General features: G+C 64.2%; 21 protein-coding genes and 1 tRNA gene. 14 read left to right on the top strand and 8 right to left on the bottom strand.

The window, feature by feature from the left end; all coding sequences use genetic code 11:
• Positions 1-16: 16 nt before the first annotated feature.
• Positions 17-1342, bottom strand: a complete 1326-nt coding sequence (locus tag RCF34_RS05205) for a TRZ/ATZ family hydrolase (protein WP_308707193.1) — start codon at positions 1340-1342, stop codon at positions 17-19.
• Between the two features lie 118 nt (positions 1343-1460).
• Between RCF34_RS05205 and mtnA the strand changes: the two genes are divergently transcribed.
• The 4 genes from mtnA (at position 1461) to pheA (ending at position 7781) form a co-directional block, all read left to right on the top strand.
• Positions 1461-2534, top strand: a complete 1074-nt coding sequence (gene mtnA / locus RCF34_RS05200) for an S-methyl-5-thioribose-1-phosphate isomerase (protein ID WP_308707192.1) — start codon at positions 1461-1463, stop codon at positions 2532-2534.
• A 233-nt stretch (positions 2535-2767) separates the two neighbouring features.
• Entirely contained in the window at positions 2768-5599 is a 2832-nt protein-coding gene (gene gyrA / locus RCF34_RS05195; RefSeq protein ID WP_308707191.1) for a DNA gyrase subunit A, read from the top strand.
• A complete protein-coding gene (serC, locus tag RCF34_RS05190; RefSeq protein WP_308707190.1) occupies positions 5599-6684 on the top strand; it encodes a 3-phosphoserine/phosphohydroxythreonine transaminase in 1086 nt (361 codons plus the stop codon). The genes gyrA and serC overlap by 1 nt, the downstream gene beginning before the upstream one ends.
• 2 nt (positions 6685-6686) lie before the next feature.
• Positions 6687-7781, top strand: a complete 1095-nt coding sequence (gene pheA / locus RCF34_RS05185) for a prephenate dehydratase (protein ID WP_017641992.1) — start codon at positions 6687-6689, stop codon at positions 7779-7781.
• Between the two features lie 24 nt (positions 7782-7805).
• On the opposite strand, the gene RCF34_RS05180 is transcribed toward pheA, so the two are convergent.
• Together RCF34_RS05180 and RCF34_RS05175 are read right to left on the bottom strand one after the other, a co-directional pair.
• A complete protein-coding gene (locus RCF34_RS05180) occupies positions 7806-7958 on the bottom strand; it encodes a hypothetical protein (protein WP_308707189.1) in 153 nt (50 codons plus the stop codon).
• Complete coding sequence (locus RCF34_RS05175) at positions 7955-8269, bottom strand: DUF4124 domain-containing protein (protein WP_308707188.1); 315 nt, start codon at positions 8267-8269, stop codon at positions 7955-7957. Before RCF34_RS05175 ends, RCF34_RS05180 begins: the two co-directional genes overlap by 4 nt.
• A 288-nt stretch (positions 8270-8557) precedes the next feature.
• On the opposite strand from RCF34_RS05175, the gene mgtE reads away from it, so the two are divergent.
• On the top strand, positions 8558-10003 hold the full coding sequence (gene mgtE, locus RCF34_RS05170; protein WP_374941144.1) for a magnesium transporter: 1446 nt from the start codon (positions 8558-8560) through the stop codon (positions 10001-10003).
• A 50-nt stretch (positions 10004-10053) separates the two neighbouring features.
• On the opposite strand, the gene RCF34_RS05165 is transcribed toward mgtE, so the two are convergent.
• Positions 10054-10368: an Arc family DNA-binding protein gene (locus RCF34_RS05165; RefSeq protein WP_007160462.1), complete on the bottom strand. Its 315-nt coding sequence runs from the start codon at positions 10366-10368 to the stop codon at positions 10054-10056.
• A 257-nt stretch (positions 10369-10625) separates the two neighbouring features.
• On the opposite strand from RCF34_RS05165, the gene RCF34_RS05160 reads away from it, so the two are divergent.
• The 9 genes from RCF34_RS05160 to RCF34_RS05120 all read left to right on the top strand — a co-directional run bounded on the left by RCF34_RS05160 (position 10626) and on the right by RCF34_RS05120 (position 18936).
• Positions 10626-10702, top strand: a tRNA-Arg gene (locus RCF34_RS05160).
• Between the two features lie 245 nt (positions 10703-10947).
• Positions 10948-11970 (top strand): glycosyltransferase, encoded by a 1023-nt coding sequence (locus RCF34_RS05155; protein WP_308707187.1) that lies wholly within the window; start codon positions 10948-10950, stop codon positions 11968-11970.
• Between the two features lie 47 nt (positions 11971-12017).
• On the top strand, positions 12018-13082 hold the full coding sequence (locus RCF34_RS05150; RefSeq protein WP_374941143.1) for an FAD-dependent oxidoreductase: 1065 nt from the start codon (positions 12018-12020) through the stop codon (positions 13080-13082).
• Positions 13063-14694: a hypothetical protein gene (locus RCF34_RS05145; RefSeq protein WP_308707185.1), complete on the top strand. Its 1632-nt coding sequence runs from the start codon at positions 13063-13065 to the stop codon at positions 14692-14694. Before RCF34_RS05150 ends, RCF34_RS05145 begins: the two co-directional genes overlap by 20 nt.
• 5 nt (positions 14695-14699) lie before the next feature.
• Positions 14700-15488, top strand: a complete 789-nt coding sequence (locus RCF34_RS05140; protein WP_308707184.1) for a pyridine nucleotide transhydrogenase — start codon at positions 14700-14702, stop codon at positions 15486-15488.
• On the top strand, positions 15488-16321 hold the full coding sequence (locus RCF34_RS05135; protein WP_308707183.1) for a sugar phosphate isomerase/epimerase family protein: 834 nt from the start codon (positions 15488-15490) through the stop codon (positions 16319-16321). The genes RCF34_RS05140 and RCF34_RS05135 overlap by 1 nt, the downstream gene beginning before the upstream one ends.
• Complete coding sequence (locus RCF34_RS05130) at positions 16318-16674, top strand: SMR family transporter (protein ID WP_158892960.1); 357 nt, start codon at positions 16318-16320, stop codon at positions 16672-16674. Before RCF34_RS05135 ends, RCF34_RS05130 begins: the two co-directional genes overlap by 4 nt.
• A 13-nt stretch (positions 16675-16687) precedes the next feature.
• The gene (locus RCF34_RS05125; protein WP_308707182.1) at positions 16688-17536 is read left to right on the top strand and encodes a glycosyltransferase family 2 protein; all 849 of its coding nucleotides are present in this window, start codon (positions 16688-16690) and stop codon (positions 17534-17536) included.
• 44 nt (positions 17537-17580) lie between these two features.
• Positions 17581-18936 carry an MFS transporter gene (locus RCF34_RS05120; RefSeq protein WP_308707181.1) on the top strand — a complete coding sequence of 452 codons (1356 nt, stop codon included), beginning with the start codon at positions 17581-17583 and terminating at the stop codon, positions 18934-18936.
• A gap of 42 nt (positions 18937-18978) precedes the next feature.
• On the opposite strand, the gene RCF34_RS05115 is transcribed toward RCF34_RS05120, so the two are convergent.
• The 4 genes from RCF34_RS05115 to flgA form a co-directional block, all read right to left on the bottom strand.
• Positions 18979-19713 carry a flagellar regulator YcgR PilZN domain-containing protein gene (locus RCF34_RS05115; RefSeq protein ID WP_308707180.1) on the bottom strand — a complete coding sequence of 245 codons (735 nt, stop codon included), beginning with the start codon at positions 19711-19713 and terminating at the stop codon, positions 18979-18981.
• A gap of 88 nt (positions 19714-19801) precedes the next feature.
• The gene (locus RCF34_RS05110; RefSeq protein ID WP_308707179.1) at positions 19802-20269 is read right to left on the bottom strand and encodes a flagellar export chaperone FlgN; all 468 of its coding nucleotides are present in this window, start codon (positions 20267-20269) and stop codon (positions 19802-19804) included.
• Positions 20270-20329: 60 nt separating this feature from the next.
• Positions 20330-20638, bottom strand: a complete 309-nt coding sequence (gene flgM, locus RCF34_RS05105; protein WP_308707178.1) for a flagellar biosynthesis anti-sigma factor FlgM — start codon at positions 20636-20638, stop codon at positions 20330-20332.
• Positions 20639-20798: 160 nt separating this feature from the next.
• Entirely contained in the window at positions 20799-21527 is a 729-nt protein-coding gene (gene flgA, locus RCF34_RS05100) for a flagellar basal body P-ring formation chaperone FlgA (RefSeq protein ID WP_374941142.1), read from the bottom strand.
• Positions 21528-21540: the final 13 nt, after the last annotated feature.

Below are 21540 nucleotides of genomic sequence, written 5' to 3'. Positions count from 1 at the left end.
AAGGGAGCGGGGCGCGTCAGGCGCCCTGCTGGATACGGGTGGCCCACTGCTGCGCATTGGCTATGAGTTCGGCCTCGTCCAGGCGCACGAGTTCGCCCTGGCGCAGCAGCGGCACGCCCCCGACCCAGACATCGCTGACGCGGTCGCGGCCGGTGGCGTAGATGAGTTGCGAGACGGGGTCGTAGAGCGGCTGCTGGGCGAGACCGCTGAGGTCGACGGCGGTCAGGTCGGCCGCCTTGCCGACTTCCAGCGAGCCCAGGCAGCGTTCCAGGCCCAGGGCGCGGGCACCGTTCAGGGTCGCCATGCGTAGCGCGCGGTGGGCATCCAGGGCGGTGGCCGAGCCGGCGACGGCCTTGGCCAGCAGGGCCGCGGTACGGGTCTCGCCGAGCAGATCGAGGTCGTTGTTGCTGGCCGCGCCGTCGGTGCCGATGGCGACGTTGACGCCGGCCTGCCAGAGCCGCTCCACCGGGCAGAAGCCGCTGGCCAGCTTGAGATTGGACTCGGGGCTGTGGATGACATGGCTGTTGGTCTCGACCAGGTTTTCTAGGTCCTCGTCGTCCACCTGGGTCATGTGCACGGCCTGGAAGCGCGGTCCGAGCAGACCCAGGCGGCGCAGCCGGCTGAGCGGCCGCTCGCCGGTCTGCTGCAGGGCCTGTTCCACCTCGAAGGCGGTCTCGTGCACGTGCATCTGGATCGGTGCCTGCAACTGCTCGGCGAGCACCAGGATCTCTTCGAGCTTGGCGTCGGCCACGGTATAGGGCGCATGGGGGCCGAAGGCCACGCTGATGCGCTCGTGCAGCTTCATGTCGTCGAACAGTTCCAGGCCACGCCGGATCATGTCGTCGGCGGTGCGGGCGCCGGGAATCGGGAAGTCGAGGATCGGCAGGCAGACCTGGGCGCGCACGCCGGTGCGATGGATCGCCTCGCAGGCCACCTGGGGATAGAAGTACATGTCCGAGAAGCAGGTGATGCCGCCACGGATCTGCTCGGCGATGGCCAGGGTGGTGCCGTCACGGACGAAATCCTCGTCGACCCAGCGCCCTTCGGCGGGCCAGATGTGATCCTGCAGCCAGGTCTGCAGCGGCAGGTCGTCGGCCATGCCGCGAAACAGCGTCATGGCGGCATGGCCGTGGGCATTGATCAGGCCGGGAATCAGCACCTTGCCCGGCAGCTCCAGGGTCTCCTTGGCCGGATGGCGCAAGGCCTCGCTGCGCGGCGCGAGCAGGGCGATGCAGCCGTCGCGCACGCCCAGCGCGTAATCGCGCAGGACCACCCCGGCCGGCTCCACCGGCACGATCCAGCTGGGGAGCAACAAGAGGTCCAGGGGCGCGGGGGTGGGCATCTGCGGCGGTTCCAAGAGGGGCGAGCCGGCAGTATAGCGGTCCTTGCGGCGCTACCGCTAAATCCGCACGCCGATGCCGGTATACTGGCGGGCTACAGATTCAGGTCGAGGAGAGATCATGCGAGAGCGTCTGCTGGCGGCGGAAAAGATCAAGGCGATCGAATGGCGAGACGGTGCCCTGCACCTGCTCGACCAGCGCCTGTTGCCGCTGCGCGAACACTGGGTCGCCTGTCACAGCGCCGCCGAGGTGGCCCAGGCGATCCGCGACATGCTGGTGCGCGGTGCTCCGGCCATCGGCATCAGCGCCGCCTATGGCGTGGTGCTGGGTGCCCGGCAGCGCGCCGCGGCGGGTGAGGATTGGCAGGCGACCGTCAGTGCCGACTTCGAACTGCTGGCGGCCTCGCGGCCCACCGCGGTCAACCTGTTCTGGGCGCTCAACCGGATGCGCGAGCGCCTGGCGCGCACCGCTGGGGAGGGCGCCCTGGCAGCGCTGGAAACCGAGGCGGTGGCCATCCACCTGAGCGATCGCGAAGCCAATCTGACCATGGCCCAGCTGGGCGTCGAGCTGATCCGCAAGCACGACGCCAGCAAGCAGACCTTCCTTACCCACTGCAATACCGGCGCCCTGGCCACCGGCGGCTTCGGCACCGCCCTGGGCGTTCTGCGTGCGGCGCACCTGGACGGGCTGGTGGAATGCGTCCATGCCGACGAGACCCGCCCCTGGCTACAGGGCTCGCGCCTCACCGCCTGGGAGCTGGCCGGGGAGGGCATCCCGGTCAGCCTCAACGCCGATGCCGCGGCGGCGCACCTGATGAAGACGCGCAACGTCGCCTGGGTGATCGTCGGTGCCGATCGCATCACCGCCAATGGCGACGTGGCCAACAAGATCGGCACCTACAACCTGGCGGTCATCGCCATGCACCACGGGGTGCGCTTCATGGTGGTGGCGCCCAGCTCCACCATCGACATGAATCTCGCGTCCGGTGACGACATCCCCATCGAGGAGCGCGCCGGTCACGAGTTGCTGGAAGTGGGTGGGCAGCGCATCGCCGCCGGCGTGGAGGCCTTCAATCCGGTGTTCGACGTCACCCCGGCCGATCTCATCGACGCCATCGTCACCGAGCGCGGTGTGGTGGAGCGCCCGGACGCCAAGAAGATGGCCGAGCTGATGAATCGCCGACGCCTGCATTGAGGTGATCGCCAGGGGCGGATACATCCCTGAATGTGTTAGAATTTCGCTCTTTGCACAGGCTGTGTTCGAAAGCCCTCGGCAGGCGGTGATGCAGCGCCGAAAACCGGTTGGAGCGCCCTTTGCGCCGCCGGTGGCAGGCGCCGCCAGACGGGCTTTCACCTCTCCTATATCAGGCTCGGCCGACGTGCGGACGAGCCTTAGCGCTTTTCAGATCAGAAGGAACCAGGCTTCTCATGGGTGAACTGGCCAAAGAAATCCTCCCGGTCAATATCGAAGACGAATTGCGGCAGTCGTATCTCGACTACGCGATGAGCGTCATCGTCGGCCGGGCCCTGCCGGATGTGCGCGACGGCCTCAAGCCGGTGCACCGGCGCGTGCTCTACGCCATGAGCGAGCTGGGCAACGACTGGAACAAACCGTACAAGAAATCCGCCCGTGTGGTGGGTGACGTCATCGGTAAGTACCACCCCCACGGCGATACCGCGGTCTACGACACCATCGTGCGGATGGCCCAGCCCTTCTCGCTGCGCTACATGCTGGTGGATGGCCAGGGCAACTTCGGTTCGGTGGACGGCGACAACGCCGCGGCCATGCGTTACACCGAAGTGCGGATGTCCAAGCTCGCCCACGAACTGCTGGCCGACCTGGACAAGGAGACCGTCGACTGGGTGCCCAACTACGACGGCACCGAGCAGATCCCGGCGGTGATGCCCACGCGCATCCCCAATCTGCTGGTCAACGGTTCCAGCGGTATCGCGGTCGGCATGGCCACCAACATCCCGCCGCACAACCTCGGCGAAGTGATCGATGGCTGCCTGGCGCTGATCGAGAACAGCGAGCTGACCGTCGACGACCTGATGCAGTACATTCCCGGTCCGGATTTCCCGACCGCGGGCATCATCAACGGTCGTGCCGGCATCATCGAGGCCTACCGCACCGGTCGTGGCCGCATTTACGTGCGGGCCCGCGCCGAGGTCGAGGACATCGACAAGAGCGCCAATCGCCAGCAGATCGTCATCACCGAGCTGCCCTACCAGCTCAACAAGGCACGGCTGATCGAGAAGATCGCCGAGCTGGTGAAAGAGAAGAAGATCGAAGGCATCACCGAGCTGCGCGACGAGTCCGACAAGGACGGCATGCGCGTGGTCATCGAGCTGCGTCGCGGCGAGACCCCCGAGGTGGTGCTCAATAACCTCTACGCCCAGACCCAGCTGCAGACGGTGTTCGGCATCAACGTGGTGGCCCTGCTCGACGGCCAGCCGCGGACCCTGAACCTCAAGGAACTGCTGGAAGCCTTCATTCGCCACCGTCGCGAAGTCGTGACCCGGCGGACCGTCTACGAACTGCGCAAGGCGCGCGAGCGTGGCCACATCCTCGAAGGCCAGGCGGTCGCCCTGTCCAACATCGATCCGGTCATCGAACTGATCAAGAGTTCGCCGACCCCGGCCGAAGCCAAGGAGCGCCTGATCGCGACGCCCTGGGAATCCAGCGCCGTGCGCGAGATGGTCGAGCGCGCCGGGGCCGATTCCTGCCGGCCGGACGAGCTGCCCGAGCAGTACGGTCTGCACGAAGGCAAGTACCATCTCTCGCCGGAACAGGCCCAGGCCATCCTCGATCTGCGCCTGCACCGTCTGACCGGCCTCGAGCACGAGAAGCTCATCGCCGAGTACCAGGAAATCCTGCTGCAGATCGGCGAGCTGATCCGCATCCTGACCAACCCCGAGCGGTTGATGGAAGTCATCCGCGAGGAGCTGGAAAAGGTCAAGGCCGAGTTCGGCGACAAGCGTCGCACCGAGATCATCGCCTCCCAGGTGGACCTGACCATCGCCGACCTCATCACCGAGGAAGACCGCGTCGTCACCATCTCCCATGGCGGCTACGCCAAGTCCCAGCCGCTGCACGCCTACCAGGCCCAGCGCCGGGGCGGTCGCGGCCGCTCGGCCTCGGCGGTCAAGGAAGAGGACTACATCGAACACCTGCTGGTCGCCAACAGCCATACCACCCTGCTGCTGTTCTCCAGCCTGGGCAAGGTCTACTGGAAGCGGACCTACGAGATCCCCGAGGCCTCCCGCGCCGCCCGTGGCCGTCCGCTGGTCAACCTGCTGCCGCTGGCCGAAGGCGAGCGCATCACCGCCATGCTGCCGGTCGATCTGGAAGCCGTGCGCCAGCAGGCGCCCATCGGTGAAGAAGACCTGGGCGAGCAGGACGACAACCTGGACATCGAAGACGCCGTGCTGGTGGAAGACGACGTCGAGAGCGAAGGCGAAGAGGGCGAGCTCCTCGATGCCGACCAAGACGAGCCCACCGGCGCCTACATCTTCATGGCCACCCGCAACGGCACCGTGAAGAAGACCCCGCTGGTGCAGTTCAGCCGTCCGCGCAGCAACGGCCTGATCGCGCTGAAGCTGGAAGAGGGCGACAGCCTGATCGCCGCCGCCATCACCGATGGTGCCCGCGAGGTCATGCTGTTCTCCGACGGTGGCAAGGTCATCCGCTTCAAGGAGCGCCATGTGCGCACCATGGGCCGTACCGCCCGCGGCGTGCGCGGCATGCGTCTGGCCGAGAACCAGCGGCTGATTTCCATGCTGATCCCCGAGCCGGGTGCCGAGATCCTCACCGCCAGCCTCAATGGCTTCGGCAAGCGCACCGCCATGGCCGAATACCCGCAGCGTGGCCGTGGTGGCCAGGGCGTGATCGCCATGGTCATCAACGAGCGCAACGGTCCCCTGATCGGCGCCATCCAGGTGCTGGACGGCGAAGAGATCATGCTGATCTCCGACCAGGGCACTCTGGTGCGGACGCCGGTCGAGGGTATCTCCCGTACCGGTCGCAACACCCAGGGCGTTACCCTGATCAAGCTCGGCAAGGGCGAGAAGCTGGTGGGCCTGGAGCGGGTGCAGGAGCCTTCGGTCGACGAAGAGCTGCTGGATCACGAAGCCGAGCTGGACGACGAGCTGCTCGATAAGGAGTTGCCGGTCGACAGTCATGAGCCCGACCAGGACGATGTGCTGCCCGGTGCCAGCGACGTGCCGAGCGATGACCTTCCCAACGAGGATGACGAGTGATGAGCAAGCGTGCCTACAACTTCTGCGCCGGCCCGGCGGCCCTGCCTGAAGCTGTGCTGCGCCAGGCCCAGGCCGATCTGCTGGATTGGCAGGGGCGTGGCCTGTCGGTGATGGAGATGAGCCACCGCGGTGAAGACTTCACCGCCATCTCGAGCCAGGCCGAGGCCGACCTGCGCGAGTTGCTGGGCGTGCCCGGCAACTACAAGGTGCTGTTCCTGCAGGGTGGCGCCAGCCTGCAGTTCGCCCAGCTGGCGATGAACCTGATGCCCGAGGGCGGCAAGGCCGACTACATCGACACCGGCATCTGGTCGCGCAAGGCCATCGAGCAGGCGCAGCACTATGGCTCGGTCAACGTCGCCGCCAGTGCCAAGGGCTACGACTACTTCGCCATCCCCGCGCAGAGCGAATGGCAGCTGTCCAAGGACGCGGCCTACGTCCACTACACGCCCAACGAGACCATTGGCGGCCTGGAGTTCGACTGGATTCCGGAGGTCGGCGATGTGCCCCTGGTGGCGGATGCCTCTTCCGACATCCTTTCGCGTCCGCTGGATGTCTCGCGTTTCGGGCTGATCTACGCCGGCGCCCAGAAGAACATCGGGCCCAGCGGCCTGGTGGTGGTGATCGTCCGCGAAGACCTGCTGGGTCGCGCCCGCGCCGCCTGCCCGACGCTGCTGGACTACAAGGTCGAAGCCGACAACGGCTCCATGTACAACACCCCGGCCACCTTCTCCTGGTACCTGTCGGGCCTGGTGTTCAAGTGGCTGAAGGAGCAGGGCGGTCTGCCCGCCATGGAGCGCCTGAATCGCCAGAAGAAGGACCTGCTGTACGGCTTCATCGATGCCAGCGACTTCTACAGCAACCCCATCGCCAAGAACGACCGTTCCTGGATGAACGTGCCTTTCCGCCTGGCGGACGAGCGCCTCGACAAGGCGTTCCTCGAGGGCGCCGAAGCGCGCGGCCTGCTGTATCTGCAGGGCCACCGTTCGGTGGGCGGCATGCGCGCCTCCATCTACAATGCCGTCACCCTGGAGGCCGTCCAGGCGCTGGTGACCTATCTGGCGGAATTCGAGAAGGAGCACGGCTGATCATGTCGGAACACGAGCTCAAGGCCCTGCGCCTGCGTATCGACAGTCTGGACGAACGCATCCAGGAGCTGATCAGCGAACGTGCCCGCTGCGCCCAGGACGTGGCACGGGTCAAGATGGGAACGCTGGCGGAGGGCGAAAAGCCCGTGTTCTACCGACCCGAGCGCGAGGCCCAGGTGCTCAAGCGGGTGATGGAGCGCAACGGCGGTCCGGTCCGTGACGAGGACATGGCGCGGCTGTTCCGCGAGATCATGTCCTGCTGCCTGGCCCTGGAAGAGCCCCTGCACGTGGCCTACCTCGGCCCGGAAGGCACCTTCTCCCAGGCCGCGGCGCTCAAGCACTTCGGCAAGGCCGTGGTGACCCGCCCCATGGCGGCCATCGACGAGGTGTTCCGCGAGGTCGCCGCCGGCGCCTCCAACTTCGGCGTGGTGCCGGTGGAGAATTCCACCGAAGGGGCGGTCAACCACACCCTGGACAGCTTCCTCGAGCACAACCTGTCGATCTGCGGCGAGGTGGAGCTGCGCATCCACCACCACCTGCTGATCGGCGAGAACACCAAGGCCGACAGCATCACCCGCATCTATTCCCATGCCCAGTCGCTGGCCCAGTGCCGCAAGTGGCTGGACTCCTACTACCCGAGCGTCGAGCGGGTGGCGGTGGCCAGCAACGCCGAGGCGGCGCGGCGGGTGAAGGGGGAGTGGAACAGCGCGGCCATCGCCGGCGACATGGCGGCCTCGCTCTATGGCCTGACCCCGGTACAGCAGAAGATCGAGGATCGTCCGGACAACTCCACGCGCTTCCTCATCATCGGCAACCAGGACGTGCCGCCCAGTGGCGATGACAAGACCTCCATCATCGTCTCCATGCAGAACAAGCCGGGTGCCCTGCACGAGCTGTTGCTGCCGTTCCACACCAACAACATCGACCTCAGCCGGATCGAGACGCGGCCTTCGCGCAGCGGCAAGTGGACCTACGTCTTCTTCATCGACTTCCTCGGCCACCAGGCCGATCCGCTGATCCGCGATGTCCTGGAGCGCCTGTCCACTGGCGCCGTGGCGCTGAAGGTCCTCGGCTCCTACCCCCGCGCCGTGCTCTGACGGAGCAGCCGTTGGTTGCGGGCGTCAGCGTCGACGCACGCAACCGTGCTCGTCGAAGGTCACCAGGCGCGAGCGTTCCTTCCGATTGCGCGCCTCGTAGTGATAGCGAGTCAGGGTATCCAGCTGGGAGATCCGCCGCGGTTGCCCCAGGGCGTTCTCGACGTCCGCCCGGCTCATGCCGGCCTTGACCTGTCCGCGAATGATCGGCTGGCGCTGAGCAAGTCGCCACAGCCGTCCGTCTTGGCTGCCACCACCGTCGGCGCGCGCGGGACCTGCTTACGGGGTGCGGCTTTCGGTTTCGCCATCAGCGTGGGCCTGGCACCGCCCGGCCGGGGATTGTCCGCGCGCTGCAGACGGCTGTCGCTGTCCGAGGCGCAACCGCTGGCGGAAAAGGTGAGGTGGCCGTCGGCACCTTCGCAGCGATAGACCGTGGCCGATTGGGCAGAGGCGCAGCCCAGCAACAGGCCGAGCACGAGCAGCTTCTTCATGGGACGTCCTCCTTGACGTAGGGGCCCAAGCTTAGCGAAGCCAGGGACGTTCGGCGAGGGCCGGAAGCGCGCCTTCGTGGCCTCGCGGAAGCCTTGCAAATAGCTGTTTTGAAACCCTTTTGCCTTCGCACCTGCAAGCGGTCCGGTGTATCATCCCCGCCGTCAGCCCCGCCGGGGCAGTGGTTATCCCCCCTTATGGACTTACCCAGTCAATACTCAATCGCCTTTTTCGTCCCGTTGTTGAGTTAGGGTTCGTCGGTGCGCTCCGCCGGCGGGCCGGAGTGCGCTATGACCGTAGTGAACGAAGCAGAAATCAGAAAGCCCCACGAGACGCTGCAGGAGCGGCTCGCCCAGGTCGTGGAGTTGCTGGAGCGGTACGACCTCGCTGTCGAGGCGCGTGAAGACCACGATCGCGCCCCCGTATCCCCCGCCGATATTCCCGAAGAAGGCCTCGAAGAGCTGCGTGCCCGCCTGGACGAGCTGCATCCGGCCGATGTCGCCTTCATTCTCGAAGCCCTGCCGCGGGAAGACCGCCTGACCGTCTGGGGTCTGGTCAAGACCGAGCGCGATGGCGAGATCCTGCTCGAGGTCTCGGACGCGGTCCGCGAGACCCTGATCGCCGACATGGACGACCAGGAAATCCTCGCGGTGGCCGGCCAGCTCGACGCCGACGAACTCGCCGACCTCGCGCCTGACCTGCCACGCGATGTCGTTCACGAGCTCATGGAAGCCCTCGACGCCCAGCAACGCGAGCGGGTGCGCTCCGCGCTGTCCTACGAAGAGGATCAGGTCGGCGCGCTGATGGACTTCGAGATGGTGACCATCCGTGACGACGTCGCCCTGGAAGTGGTACTACGCTACCTGCGGCGGCTGAAAGAGCTGCCCGACCATACCGACAAGCTGTTCGTCGTCGATAACGACAGCATCCTCAAGGGGGTCCTGCCGATCAAGCGCCTGCTGGTCAACGATCCGGAAAAGCTGGTGGTCGAGGTCATGGCCAAGGAGGCGGTGGCCTTCCATCCGGACGGCGACGCCTATGACGCCGCCCAGGCGTTCGAGCGCTACGACCTGGTTTCAGCGCCAGTGGTGGACAAGAACGGCAAGCTGATCGGTCGTCTCACCATCGACGAGATGGTCGACCTGATCCGCGAGGAAAGCGAAAGCGAAGTCCTCAACATGGCTGGTCTGCGCGAAGACGAAGACGTCTTCGCCTCGGTGTGGAAATCGGTGGGCAACCGCTGGACCTGGCTGGCCACCAACCTCATCACGGCCTTCATCGCCTCGCGGGTCATCGGTCTCTTCGAGGGTTCGATCGAGAAGCTGGTGGCCTTGGCGGCGCTCATGCCCATCGTGGCGGGTATCGGCGGCAACTCGGGTAACCAGGCCATCACCATGATCGTCCGCGCCATGGCGCTCGGACAGATCAGCGTCACCAGCACCGCGCGTCTGCTGCGCAAGGAGATGGGCGTCGCCCTGTGCAATGGCGTCATCTGGGGTGGGGTGATAGGGTTGGTGGCCTTCTATCTCTACACCAGCTGGTCACTGGGCCTGGTGATGATGGGCGCCATGACCCTCAATCTGCTGCTGGCTGCCTTCATGGGGGTGCTGATTCCCATGACCCTGCAGCGCTTCGGTCGCGACCCGGCCATGGGGTCGAGCGTGCTGATCACCGCGGTGACCGACAGCGGCGGCTTCTTCATCTTCTTGGGGCTCGCCACCCTGTTCCTGATGTAGGCAGGGTAGGGTGCAACGGGCTACCCAGGGTCAGGGCAGCCCGGGCGCTGTCAGGAGGCGGCGTCGATGTCGTGGGCGATCAGCGAGATCAGCGCATTCTGCTGGCGACCCGACAGTTGTCGAAAGCGCTGCAGCAGCTCCCGCTCGCTGGCGGTGATCTCCGGACTGTCCAGGCGAAGCCCGGGTTCGTCGCCAAGGGCGCCCTCTTGCTGCAAGCTCTGCTCGAGACGCGCGATGATTTCGGAGTTCATGCTGCGATGGTGGTTGCGGGCCACATCCGCGATGCGCTCTCGCATGCCCTCGGGCAGACGCACGACGAATTTGTCAGCGGTACGGCTTGAGTAGGATCTAATGGCCTGGGTCATTGAGGTACTTCATCTGGAGTCAAAAATCAGTGAAGGCGTAAGCCCTCGTCTCGTTCCGCTAGCACTCACGGCACCTTGGACTCTGTAACCGCCTGTCCCTAGGTATCTTTTTTATTGACGTCAATTTACCGACGTACACGACAAATTGCAAAGCTGCCGAAGAACTTCCTGTCTTTGGCAGTCCTCGCGCATTGCGGCGCTGCCAAACCGAAACATGACAAACCTTCCGCTGCTCGTTACCATGAGTGCCCTTTCCTGTCCCAGTAGCTCAATTGGATAGAGCATCCCCCTCCTAAGGGGAAGGTTGGTGGTTCGACCCCACTCTGGGACACCAGATTCCTTTCCAGTACCTCTCCTTGCGGTCCGACGCCTTCAAGTGCCCTTGCCGAACCGTTACAGCAGTTTGGAGGATAGGGCAAAAACGGCGACTTTGTCCGACTTCCAGGCTCTTCCAGTAGCGATTTGTGGCTGTGATCACAGCATAGAGCAGCAGACGAAAACCTGCCGAATTTATCTGTACTCTCCGTTGGCTAACCGTCTGCATTGCTTGTATCTGGAGCGCCTCTGGAGGTTCGCGTCATGGCCTTTTATCCCGTCCTACTTTCAGTCGTGTTCGTCGTTCGTAATCAGGCTACCGAGTTGCAGAGCGTCCTCGAGCGCGCAGCAACTGTCATCGGTCCCTTGGTAAGTGACTACGAACTTATCATTGTCGATAACGCATCCGCTGATGACAGCGTAGCTCGACTCAAACAACTCACCAGTATCACCGGCCTGCCCAATCTGCAGGTATATGCCCTGACCAAGGAAGTGGACTCTGATACCGCTGCCTGGGTGGGCCTGGAGAATGCACTGGGTGACTTCGCGGTCGTCATAGATCCGGAAACCGATGACATCGCCTTCTTGCCTGACATGTTGCAACAGGCGGCCGGTGGCATCGACGTGGTGTTCGCCAACAATCAGCAGAAAGTTCGGCAGACCCTGTCCTACAGTCTTTGCTCCAGAGGCTTCAACAGCCTCTACAAGCAATTCAACGGGGTCGATCTGGCCAAGGATGCGCCCCAGTACCGGATGCTCAGCAAGAAGGTCATCAATTACATCCTGCGCCATCCCGCGCCGGCCTTGACCTACCGGCACCTGCCAGCGACGGCGGGCTTCTCGCGTACCAATCTCGAGTACAGCATGCCGCCGCGCAGTACCAAGCCCAAGCGGCTGTCCGGCAGCTTCGATCGCGGTGCCCGGCTGCTGGTGTCCTCCACCCGCAAGCCCATGCGCATGGTCAGTTTCCTGTCCATCGTGGGTGCCCTGTCCAACTTGCTCTATTCCATCTACGTCATTGCCATCGGCTTGTTCAAGGATGACGTCGCACCGGGTTGGGTGACGATTTCATTACAGCAGTCCGGCATGTTCTTTCTCATTTCGCTGGTCCTGCTCGTCCTGGGCGAATATGTCTTGCAGTTGACCCACAGAGTCAACGAGGGGCCGCTCTATCATGTTGCCCAGGAATTCACGAGTGCAGTCATGACGCGCCGTGACAAGCTCAATGTCGAAGTAGTGCAGGGCGGCAATGCCGCAAGACCGGCCACTCAATCTGGCATGGCCTGACGATCATGAGAGATGCGATCGTCATAGGTGGCGGATTTTACGGGGCCATGACGGCCCTGTATCTCATGCGCGTGAGGGGCTTCGCGAAAGTCACCCTGATCGAGCGGGAAGATGGGCTGTTGAAGCGTGCCTCTTATCACAATCAGGCACGTGTTCATAACGGTTATCACTACCCGCGCAGTTTCGTCACGGCTTTTCGCAGTCGGGTCAACTTGCCGCGCTTTCTGCGTGACTATCCCGATGTGGTGGTGCGGGACTTCACCAAGTTGTATGCCATCGCCCGTAACAATTCCAAGGTGACGGCCAAACAGTTCGAACGTTTCTGTCAGGGGATCGAAGCTTCCCTACAGCCGGCGTCCGAAGAATTAAGTCGATTGTTCGACGATCGACTGATCGAGGCGGTGTATCTCACCGAGGAGTATGCCTTCAACTCCGCCGTACTCGCCGCCGAAGTGAGTCGTGAGCTCGATGCGGTCGGCGTCGAGGTGCGCCTCAAGAGTCGCGTGACGGCGATCCGCGGTGAAACGGGCGGGCTGGGGATTGAGGTCGTGGGTGAAGCCGGGCGGCAGGAGGAGCTGCACTGCCGCTATCTCTTCAACTGTACCTACAGCGGCCTCAACCAGTACGGCGGCGATTTCCCCGGCACCGCTACCCGGTTGCGCCACGAGATCACCGAGATGGCCCTGGTGGAGATGCCTCCGGAGCTGCGCAACCTCGGCGTGACGGTCATGGACGGTCCGTTCTTTTCCATGATGCCGTTCCCGGCGCGTGGCCTGCACACCCTGTCCCATGTGCGTTATACCCCGCACCTGAACTGGGAAGACGCCAATGGCACTGATCCCTATGCATTGCTCGACGACTACGACCGTGCCTCGCGAGCGGACTGGATGGTACGCGACGTGGCTCGCTACATGTCGGCTGCGGCACGGGTGGAGTACCGGGATTCGCTGTTCGAGGTGAAGACCATTCTGATGAAGAACGAAGGCGACGACGGCCGTCCCATCCTCTTCGAACAACATCCCCAGTTGCCCGGCTGCTATTCGATGCTGGGTGGCAAGATCGACAACATTTTCGATGCCCTGGAGCGCCTCGATGCCGAACCCTTCCACTGAAGCGACACCCAGGGGGGTGTCCGGCGTCGCCGGCTTCATCAGCGTTCTGGTCTTTTCCATCATCAATTTCTTTCTGTTCGGCAAGGGCGTCATCCTCGACCCCTTCCACCAGGGGGAATACTTCGCCACGCTGCCGACACTGCTGCACAGTCAGCCGGGCGCCCATGCCTTCACCATCCATGGCGGGCTGGATTTCATCCCGGTGTGGCTGGCGGAGACTTGGTTCGGTGCCCAGCACACCTTCCTGGTGACCCAGATCCTCTATGGACTGTGCAACACCGGCGCGGCCTTGCTGCTATGGGGAACGGCGGTGTTGCTGTGCCCCGTGCCCAAGGGCCGTGCGCGCCTGATCCTGTTGGTCGCCGTGGGCGCCGTGGCGACCCAGGTGGTGGGCTATCGCGATCTCTTCCTGCTGCTGTCGCTGTTCCTCTTCTGTCTGCATCGCAAGGTGGAGACCACGCCGCGGCGATTGGTTTGCGAGGTGCTGCTTGGCCTGGCGGCCGGCTTCAATCTGTTCTGGTCCTATGACCGCGGGATCGCCGGGGTGCTGGCCATCGGCTCGGCCGTACTGCTCACGCTGCTCCTGCATCGGCGCCATTTCCTGGCGCTGCTGAGCTTCATGGCAACGGTCGGCTGGCTTGGCTTTGGTACCGATTTCTTCGCCCTGACCGATTACGTCAAGAACTTGACCTTCCTCATGGAAACCTCTTCCCAGTGGGGCTATGGCCTGAGCGCCCGGCCACTGGCGCTGAGCCTGCTGCTGGCAGTGCCGACGGCGCTGGCGGGTTTCGCCCTGATCCGCTGCCTGCCCTGGCCGTGGCGCTGGAGCGAGGATCTGCCGCTGATCAGCGCCCTGGCCGTGCTGCTCGCGATCTTCTTCAAGATCGGGGTCAATCGTGCGGACTTCCAGCATATCCAGATGGGCTTCTGGGTACCCCTGCTGAGCCTGCTCTATGCCGCCCGCCGGCAGCGGCTGGCCCGCAACGGCGGCTGGGACCTCTCGGCGCATCCGCGCGCGGCGGCCGCGGCCATTGCCGCCGCCGTGCTGATGGGGCTTGTCGGACTTAATCCCTCGCCGTTCTTCGCGGTGCTGCTTGTGGGTGCGCTGCTGGCCTTCAGCCGGCGCCTGCTAGTGCCGGCCCTGGCGGGGCTGCTGGTGCTGCTCGCCGCCTTCAACCTCTACAAGTCGCCGGTGGAGCGGGTGTGGGCCCAGGGGCTCGCCTGGGTGCCGGCGCTGACCGCCTTGCCGGATGACGCCGCCTTGGCGACACCTGGAGTGCAATGGGCGGCGCAGCGCCTGCTGGACAGCGGCGCCCACTGTGTATTCGACCTGGCCAACAACGGGGTCATCAACGGGGTGACCGATCTGCCGGCCTGTACCAAGTACATCTATCCGGTCTATGCCACGCCGCCCTACGAGGCCGATCTGCTCAGCGATCTGCAACATGCCGATCCGCCGGCGGTGGTGTATTCGACGACCTTCTGGTCATTCAACCTGAACAACATTTCCATGCACGACAAGTTTCCACGACTCAAGGCCTACCTAGACGAGCGTTATCCCGTCGAGGAGTGCCAACCGGACTATTGCCTGAGATTCAAGACCAAGGGGTGAGCAACATGAAGACCGACGCATTGATAGGGTACAGCGGCTTCGTGGGGTCGACGCTGCTCAAGCAGAAGGCCTTCGGCGCGCTGTTTCGCTCCACCAATATCGACCAGATCGGCGATCAGCCCTATGGCCAGGTCATCTGCGCCGGAGCTCCGGCGCAGAAATGGATCGCCAATCGCGATCCCGCCGCCGATCGCGAGAAGATCGATGGCCTGATCGGTCATCTGTCGCGGATCCATTGCGATTCCTTCGTGCTGATCAGCACGGTGGATGTCTTCAAGCAGCCGCTCGGGGTGGACGAGACCACCGCGGTGGACGAGGAGGGGCTGCACGCCTATGGCGCCAATCGCTATCGGCTGGAGCAGTTCGTCCGTGAGCATTTCGCCAACGCCCTGATCGTCCGCCTGCCGGGCCTGGTGGGGCCTGGGCTGCGCAAGAACGTGATCTACGACCTGCTCAACGACAACAATCTGCACGCGGTGGAAAGTCGCGGTGTCTTCCAGTTCTATCCGATGGTCAACCTCGGCTATGACATCCAGACCGCCCAGGCTGCCGGGCTCGACCTGGTGCACCTGACCGCCGAGCCTATCAGCGTGGCGGACATCGCCAGCCAGGGCTTCGGACGCGACTTCGGCAACACCCTGGAGGGTACGCCGGCGCGCTACGATTTCCGCAGCGTGCATGCCGAGGTCTTCGGCGGGCGTGACGGCTACCAGTACAGCGCCCGCGATACCCTGCTGGCCGTGCGCGCCTATGCGCAGTCGGAACCCCCGGTCATCAAGGCGGAGGGTCAGTGATGCGCATCGCCATCTCCAATATCGCCTGGGATCCGACCGATGACGCCATGGTCGCCGAGATCCTGCAGCAATACCGGGTCGATGCCATCGACATTGCACCCGGCAAGTATTTCGCCGATCCCAAGGCGGCCACCGCCCAGGAAATCCAGGTCGTGCGTCAGCAGTGGCAGGCCCGCGGCATCGAGATCACCGGCATGCAGGCGCTGCTGTTCGGCACCACGGGCCTCAACGTCTTCGGCACCGACGACGTGCAGCGTGCGCTGCTGGCGCAGCTGGAGGGCGTCTGCCGGGTCGCCGAGGGGCTGGGCGCCACGCGCCTGGTGTTCGGCTCGCCGCGCAATCGCGATCGCTCGGGGCTGAGTGACGACCAGGCCCTGGCGCAGGCACGGGATTTCTTCCGCCGCCTGGGTGATGTGGCCGCGGCGCACCGGGTACAGATCTGCCTGGAGCCGAATCCGCCACGCTATGGCGCCAACTTCATGATCGACAGCGATTCCACCGCCGCCGTGGTGCGGGCCGTGGAGCATCCGGCGATCCTCATGCAACTCGATACCGGCGCCCTGACCATCAACGAGGAAGACGCCGCCCGCGTCCTCGAAGAGCATGCCGAGCTGATCGGCCACGTCCATGCCAGCGAACCGGATCTGGTGACCCTGGGGGAGGGCGGTACCAATCACGAGGGCATCGCCTTCGCCCTGACCCGGCGGCTGCCGGAGCAGGTGGTCAGCATCGAGATGCTGCCGGCCAAGCAGGGCTCCAACCTGGCCGCGCTGGAGCGTGGCGTCCAGGTCGCGGTCAAGGCCTATCGAGACCTGCCGGAGGCTGCCGCATGAAGTGGCTGATCCTGATCCTGGGCATCGCCTCCAACGCCTCGGCGAGCGTGCTGGTGAAGCTGGCCATGCTGCCGCCGCGGCGTTTTCCCAGCCTGAGCGATCCCCTGGCTGCACTGGCCAACTGGCCGTTCTGGCTGGGGCTGTTCATGTATGGCCTGGCCTTTCTGCTGTACGCCGCCGCCCTCGCCAAGCTACCGCTGAACGTGGCGCATCCGGTGCTGACGGCCGGGGCCATCGCCAGCGTCGCCCTGTTGTCGGTGGTGATCTTTCGCGAAGCCTTTCCCTGGACCACGGCGGCAGGCATCGTCCTGATCATCGCCGGCGTCGCCCTCATCACGGCCCGTGTCGGTTGAACCTGGAGGACCTATGACTACTGCAATTCCCGCCACCGAGCGCGCCCTCTGGCAGGTGCCCAGCTATTCGACGACCTTCTGGAACGGTCGCAGCCGTCCGCACTGCGTGGTGATCCCGGTCATCAACGAAGGCGAGCGGATTCTCAACCTCTTGCGGCGCATGGCGGCGGCCAGGATCGCCGACATCGCCGATGTCATCATCGTCGACGGTGGCAGCACCGACGGTTCGCTGGAGCCGCAGCGGCTGCAGGAGCTGGGCGTCCGTGGGCTGCTGGTCAAGACCGCACCGGGCAAGCTCAGCGCCCAGTTGCGCTGCGCCTATGCCTTCGTGCTCGACGAGGGTTACACCGGTATCGTGACCATCGACGGCAACGACAAGGACGATCCGGACGCCATCCCACGCTTCATCGAAGCCATCGAGCAGGGCTACGACTTCGTCCAGGCCTCGCGCTTTCTGGCCGGCGGCGTGGCGGAGAACACTCCCAAGTCCCGCGACTTCGCCATTCGCTTCATCCATGCGCCCATGCTGAGCCTGGCCTCGGGTTTCCACTGGACCGACACCACCCAGGGTTTCCGCGCCTACAGCCGGGCCATGCTGCTGGATCCGCGCGTGGCGCCGTTCCGCGACGAGTTCACCACCTACGAGTTGCTGGCCTATCTTTCCTACCGGGTACCGAAATTGGGCTATCGCTGCGTGGAACTCCCCACCGTGCGGCGCTATCCGAAGGGCGAGGTACCCACCAAGATCAGCAGCGTCAGAGGTAATCTGTCGGTGCTGCAGGTACTGATGAAGGCCTGTGCAGGCCACTACAACCCACGCCTGGGCGAGGACGCCCAGCTGGCGGCGCAACGACGAAGCTGATTCCGTCGCGCTTGCCGGGTGTGCAAGAGACGATGGAGTAGGCAATGGTGCGTGTGCTGTCGGCGTTTCGCGGGCTCTATTTCGCGACGCTGTTGATGTTGATCGGGACCGGTCTGCTGAGTACCTATCTCGGTCTGCGACTGGCCGCCGATCAGGTGCAGGGACTCTGGGTCGGCGCCCTGACCGCTGCCTATTACGCGGGACTGGTGATAGGCGGCAAGTTGGGGCATCGACTGATCGCCAAGGTCGGTCATATCCGTGCCTATGTGACCTGCGCTGGCGTGGTCGGCGCCGCGGTGCTGGGGATCGGCCTGCTGCCCTGGTTGCCGATGTGGCTGGCACTCAGGGTACTGATCGGCATGGGCATGATGTGCCAGTACATGGTGCTGGAGAGCTGGCTCAACGAACAGGCCGCCCCTGGCGAGCGCGGCAAGGTCTTTTCCGGCTACATGACTGCCTCCTACCTTGGCCTGGCGCTGGGGCAGGTGGTCCTGGTGCTCTCGCCTGATCTCGGCGTCGACAAGCTGATGCTGGTCGCCATCTGCTATGCCCTGTGCCTGGTGCCGGTAGCGGTCACCGGCAAGATCCACCCGGCACCGCTCAAGCCGGCGCCGCTGGAGCCCAGGTTCTTCATCCAGCGGATTCCGCAGTCGTTGACGACGACCCTGGTCGCAGGTCTGGTGATTGGCTCCTTCTACGGCCTGGCACCTCTCTATGCCAGCGCCCAGGGCCTGCCCACCGAGCGTATCGGCCTGTTCATGGCCTGCTGCATCTTCGCCGGACTGATCGCCCAATGGCCGATCGGCTGGCTGTCGGATCGGCATGATCGCAGCTGGCTGATCCGGGTGGTCGCCATCGCCCTGACCCTGGCTGCCCTGCCACTGGCCGTGCTGCCCCATGTGCCGCCGGTGGTGCTGCTGCCGCTCGGCCTCATCGCCAGCCTGCTGCAATTCGTGCTCTATCCCCTGGCGGTGGCGCTGTCCAATGACCATATCGAAGGGGAGCGGCGGGTATCCCTGAGCGCCATGCTGCTGGTGACCTTTGGCATCGGTGCCTGTATCGGTCCGCTGGTGGTGGGTGCGCTGATGAATCTGGTCGGACCCAACATGCTCTATGCCTTCGTCGTGCTCTGCGGTGCGATCCTGATCTGGCGCATCCGCCCGGACGCGGTCACGGGCAAGCACCTGGTCGACGAGGCGCCGTTGAGCCACGTGCAGATGCCCGAAGGGTCGACCAGCTCGCCGCTGGCAGCGGCCCTGGATCCACGCGTCGACAGCCAGGTCGTGCATGACCAGATGCACACGGAGGCGGTCGTCGAGGAGGAGCCTGACGATGAGGGGACACCCCTGCAGGAAGAGATCGAGTTCCTGCAGAACCCGCCTGAATCCAAGGCGACCTGAGAGGTGGAGGTGGGCGTCCGGCCACCATGGGCGCCCAGTCGGTCACTCGAACCGACGGCTTTCTCGCTGCAACTGGTAGATGAAGCGTTCGATCTGACGTTGGGAAGCGCCGGTCAGGCTGTTGAAGCAGACCCCGACGTCGCTGTATTCCATACGCTCCGGACAGGCCACGTGGCGAATGGTCACCGGGGTGTTGATGGTCCCGATGGGCAACTCGGCGCTAAAGCTCTGTACCTGCTGCCCCGGTTGCAGCAGATGAGTGACGTTGCCAGGGAAACGCAGCTTGCAGCCCGTGGCCGACAGGTCGATCAGTTGGCCTCGCAACTGGATTGGGCTGTTGCCCTGGCTCAGCTCCGCCGTGGCTGGCTGGGCCAGCAGCAGCTTGACCCGATAGGCATTGCGCCGCTGGTGATAGGTAAGTTCGGTAGGCAGGCCGATCCAGTAGCAGCGATTGCCATCGAGCTCGCCGAACTCGACCGGATGATCGATCTGCCAGGTGACCTTGATGCCTTCGTTAAAGCTGTCCACCCGGAACGGCTGGCCCTGTTCGAGCAGGCGTTCGGCTTCGCGTGGAATGAATTCGTCCAGTGCGATCAGCCCCTTGGCCTCGTCGATCTCGACGACGAAGCTCTGGAATTGCTGCCCATGGCGATTGAAGGTGATCCGCAGTGGAATATGCTGCCGTTGCGCCGGCCGCAGGCAGGCCAGGATCTCGCCCTTGGAGCGATAGACCTGGGGTGGCTGAGCGGCATTGTCGCTAGCGGAAGAGCCTTGCACCTGGAAACTCCTATAGACAGCGGTCAGCAAGAATACTGGCTAAACGCCACCTGTGCAGCGAAAAACGTTGGCATGAGCATGTCCGTGGTCAAGCCGAACTCAGCGGACGCTGATAGCCGCCACCGGTCTGGTTGCCGCGACGGTTGTACAATGTGGGTGCCGAGGTGCCCTGCAGTACATTCAGCAGTTTGCCGACCACGAAGCGGTTGGCCTGGATGATCTGGCCATTACGGACGTTGTGAGCCTTGCACTGCTCCATGAGCTGCGCGAGCTGACTGGAGCGCGCCAGCAACTCTTCCCCGTCGGGCTGCTGAGCGGCATAGGCCCGCAAACCTTGCAGATCCGCTCGCAGGCCATAGGTCTGCAACAGCAAGGTGCGCTGTTGGGCGTGCTGGTCGAGCTGCTTGAGCAGGATCTGCTTGGTACCCAGCAGGGCCTCCAGACGATCGAGCTGGCGCTCGCTCAAGGCCTGGAATTCCTGCTCGATCAGGGCCAGCAGTTGCTCGCTCAGGTCGATGTCGTGGCGGGTGATCTCGAGCAAGTTGGCATTGGGCATGGCGCGGTTTCCGTTCGAACGTTAGTGGCGATCGTCAGAAAGGCAATGCCGAATTGGGCGTCAGGACTCGAACGCCATCAGCTTGTCGGCCACCTTCTGGCTGTCGACCTTGTAGGAGCCATCGGCGATGGCCTGTTTCAGGCGGCTGACCTTTTCGCTGTCGACCACCGGCAGATCCTTGAGCCCTGCCGTCAGGGAGCTCAGTTGCTTGGCTTCGGCGCTCAAGCTGACCGACTCGCCGGAGGCGGTACTCTTGGTAGCCTTGACGTCGCTGGTCTGAGCCGTGGACACGTCCTTGGTGGACGTCGCCTTGGTGTTGCCTATGCCCGCAGTAGAGGACGAATTCAGGCGATTGATATCTAGAGCCATGAGTGAAGATCCTCGTGTCGTCTCGTTCGCATGTCCGGCTTATCGGCGTGCCATGCCGAAACTTTAGCCGTAGACCTGTGCGCCCTGTCACATCCTTCGACAGGACGACGCGCAGAGGTTCAGGAAGCAGACGCCCAAGGTACTCCTTTTGACTTCTTCGCTAAAGCGCCACCTCCACCTGCCCCTGATCGACGACCCGACCGCGGATCACCCGGTTGGAGCTCAGGTTGCGTACGCGGATCTCTTCGTCCTTGGCGCCGGCGCTGAGAGCTTCGCCCTGCATGCGGATACTGAAGGAGGCGCTGCGGGCATTGATCACCACTTGCTCGCCCTTGCGGATGAGTTCGGCCTGCTCGATGAAGGAGGGCGCCAGTACCTGCTCGCTGACCACCTGGCGCTTCAGCTGGGTACCTATCACCTGCTCCAGGCTGGTCAGGTAACCCTGGGTCAGGGTACCGACATCGCGCTCCACCAGGGCCACGTTCTGGTCGTCCAGCACCGCGCCGCGCAACAGCGGCTGCAGCGTGACCACGACCGGGCGATACAGTTTGACCTGCGCGGGCACGAACACCGTCCAGGGACTGCCGCCTTCGCAGCGCACCTTGACGTTGATCCGGCCCACCGGGGTCGGGTTGCCCTGCTGCGACAGCGTCAGGGGTATGTCGCAGGCGGCCAGACGCAACCGGGAATCCAGGGCGTTGATCTGGGTTTCATGGCGAGCGTTGGAATGGGTCTCCAGCAAATATTCCTGCACGCGCTCCTCAAGAAAACTTTCGACAGCGCCGATAAGTTCGTCAGATGAGGTGTAGTCGTCTTCTGCATAGGCCTTTCCGCCCAGGCATGTCAGGATCAACACGAGATTCGCAGCCCAGCGGCAAGAGGTCTTCATAGGTCGGAAACAC

The organism is Pseudomonas sp. 102515 (genome assembly GCF_031085165.1).
Taxonomy (GTDB): domain Bacteria; phylum Pseudomonadota; class Gammaproteobacteria; order Pseudomonadales; family Pseudomonadaceae; genus Chryseomonas.
The sequence above is the reverse complement of the archived record's forward strand: the minus strand, read 5'-3'. Positions and strand labels throughout refer to the sequence as shown.

What these genes read in the sequence shown, in the direction of transcription:
- RCF34_RS05205 (WP_308707193.1), bottom strand. Translation starts at nt 1,342, where the DNA reads ATGCCCACCCCCGCGCCCCTGGACCTCTTGTTGCTCCCCAGCTGGATC.
- mtnA (WP_308707192.1), top strand. Translation starts at nt 1,461, where the DNA reads ATGCGAGAGCGTCTGCTGGCGGCGGAAAAGATCAAGGCGATCGAATGG.
- gyrA (WP_308707191.1), top strand. Translation starts at nt 2,768, where the DNA reads ATGGGTGAACTGGCCAAAGAAATCCTCCCGGTCAATATCGAAGACGAA.
- serC (WP_308707190.1), top strand. Translation starts at nt 5,599, where the DNA reads ATGAGCAAGCGTGCCTACAACTTCTGCGCCGGCCCGGCGGCCCTGCCT.
- pheA (WP_017641992.1), top strand. Translation starts at nt 6,687, where the DNA reads ATGTCGGAACACGAGCTCAAGGCCCTGCGCCTGCGTATCGACAGTCTG.
- RCF34_RS05180 (WP_308707189.1), bottom strand. Translation starts at nt 7,958, where the DNA reads ATGAGCCGGGCGGACGTCGAGAACGCCCTGGGGCAACCGCGGCGGATC.
- RCF34_RS05175 (WP_308707188.1), bottom strand. Translation starts at nt 8,269, where the DNA reads ATGAAGAAGCTGCTCGTGCTCGGCCTGTTGCTGGGCTGCGCCTCTGCC.
- mgtE (WP_374941144.1), top strand. Translation starts at nt 8,558, where the DNA reads ATGACCGTAGTGAACGAAGCAGAAATCAGAAAGCCCCACGAGACGCTG.
- RCF34_RS05165 (WP_007160462.1), bottom strand. Translation starts at nt 10,368, where the DNA reads ATGACCCAGGCCATTAGATCCTACTCAAGCCGTACCGCTGACAAATTC.
- RCF34_RS05155 (WP_308707187.1), top strand. Translation starts at nt 10,948, where the DNA reads ATGGCCTTTTATCCCGTCCTACTTTCAGTCGTGTTCGTCGTTCGTAAT.
- RCF34_RS05150 (WP_374941143.1), top strand. Translation starts at nt 12,018, where the DNA reads ATGACGGCCCTGTATCTCATGCGCGTGAGGGGCTTCGCGAAAGTCACC.
- RCF34_RS05145 (WP_308707185.1), top strand. Translation starts at nt 13,063, where the DNA reads ATGCCGAACCCTTCCACTGAAGCGACACCCAGGGGGGTGTCCGGCGTC.
- RCF34_RS05140 (WP_308707184.1), top strand. Translation starts at nt 14,700, where the DNA reads ATGAAGACCGACGCATTGATAGGGTACAGCGGCTTCGTGGGGTCGACG.
- RCF34_RS05135 (WP_308707183.1), top strand. Translation starts at nt 15,488, where the DNA reads ATGCGCATCGCCATCTCCAATATCGCCTGGGATCCGACCGATGACGCC.
- RCF34_RS05130 (WP_158892960.1), top strand. Translation starts at nt 16,318, where the DNA reads ATGAAGTGGCTGATCCTGATCCTGGGCATCGCCTCCAACGCCTCGGCG.
- RCF34_RS05125 (WP_308707182.1), top strand. Translation starts at nt 16,688, where the DNA reads ATGACTACTGCAATTCCCGCCACCGAGCGCGCCCTCTGGCAGGTGCCC.
- RCF34_RS05120 (WP_308707181.1), top strand. Translation starts at nt 17,581, where the DNA reads ATGGTGCGTGTGCTGTCGGCGTTTCGCGGGCTCTATTTCGCGACGCTG.
- RCF34_RS05110 (WP_308707179.1), bottom strand. Translation starts at nt 20,269, where the DNA reads ATGCCCAATGCCAACTTGCTCGAGATCACCCGCCACGACATCGACCTG.
- flgM (WP_308707178.1), bottom strand. Translation starts at nt 20,638, where the DNA reads ATGGCTCTAGATATCAATCGCCTGAATTCGTCCTCTACTGCGGGCATA.
- flgA (WP_374941142.1), bottom strand. Translation starts at nt 21,527, where the DNA reads ATGAAGACCTCTTGCCGCTGGGCTGCGAATCTCGTGTTGATCCTGACA.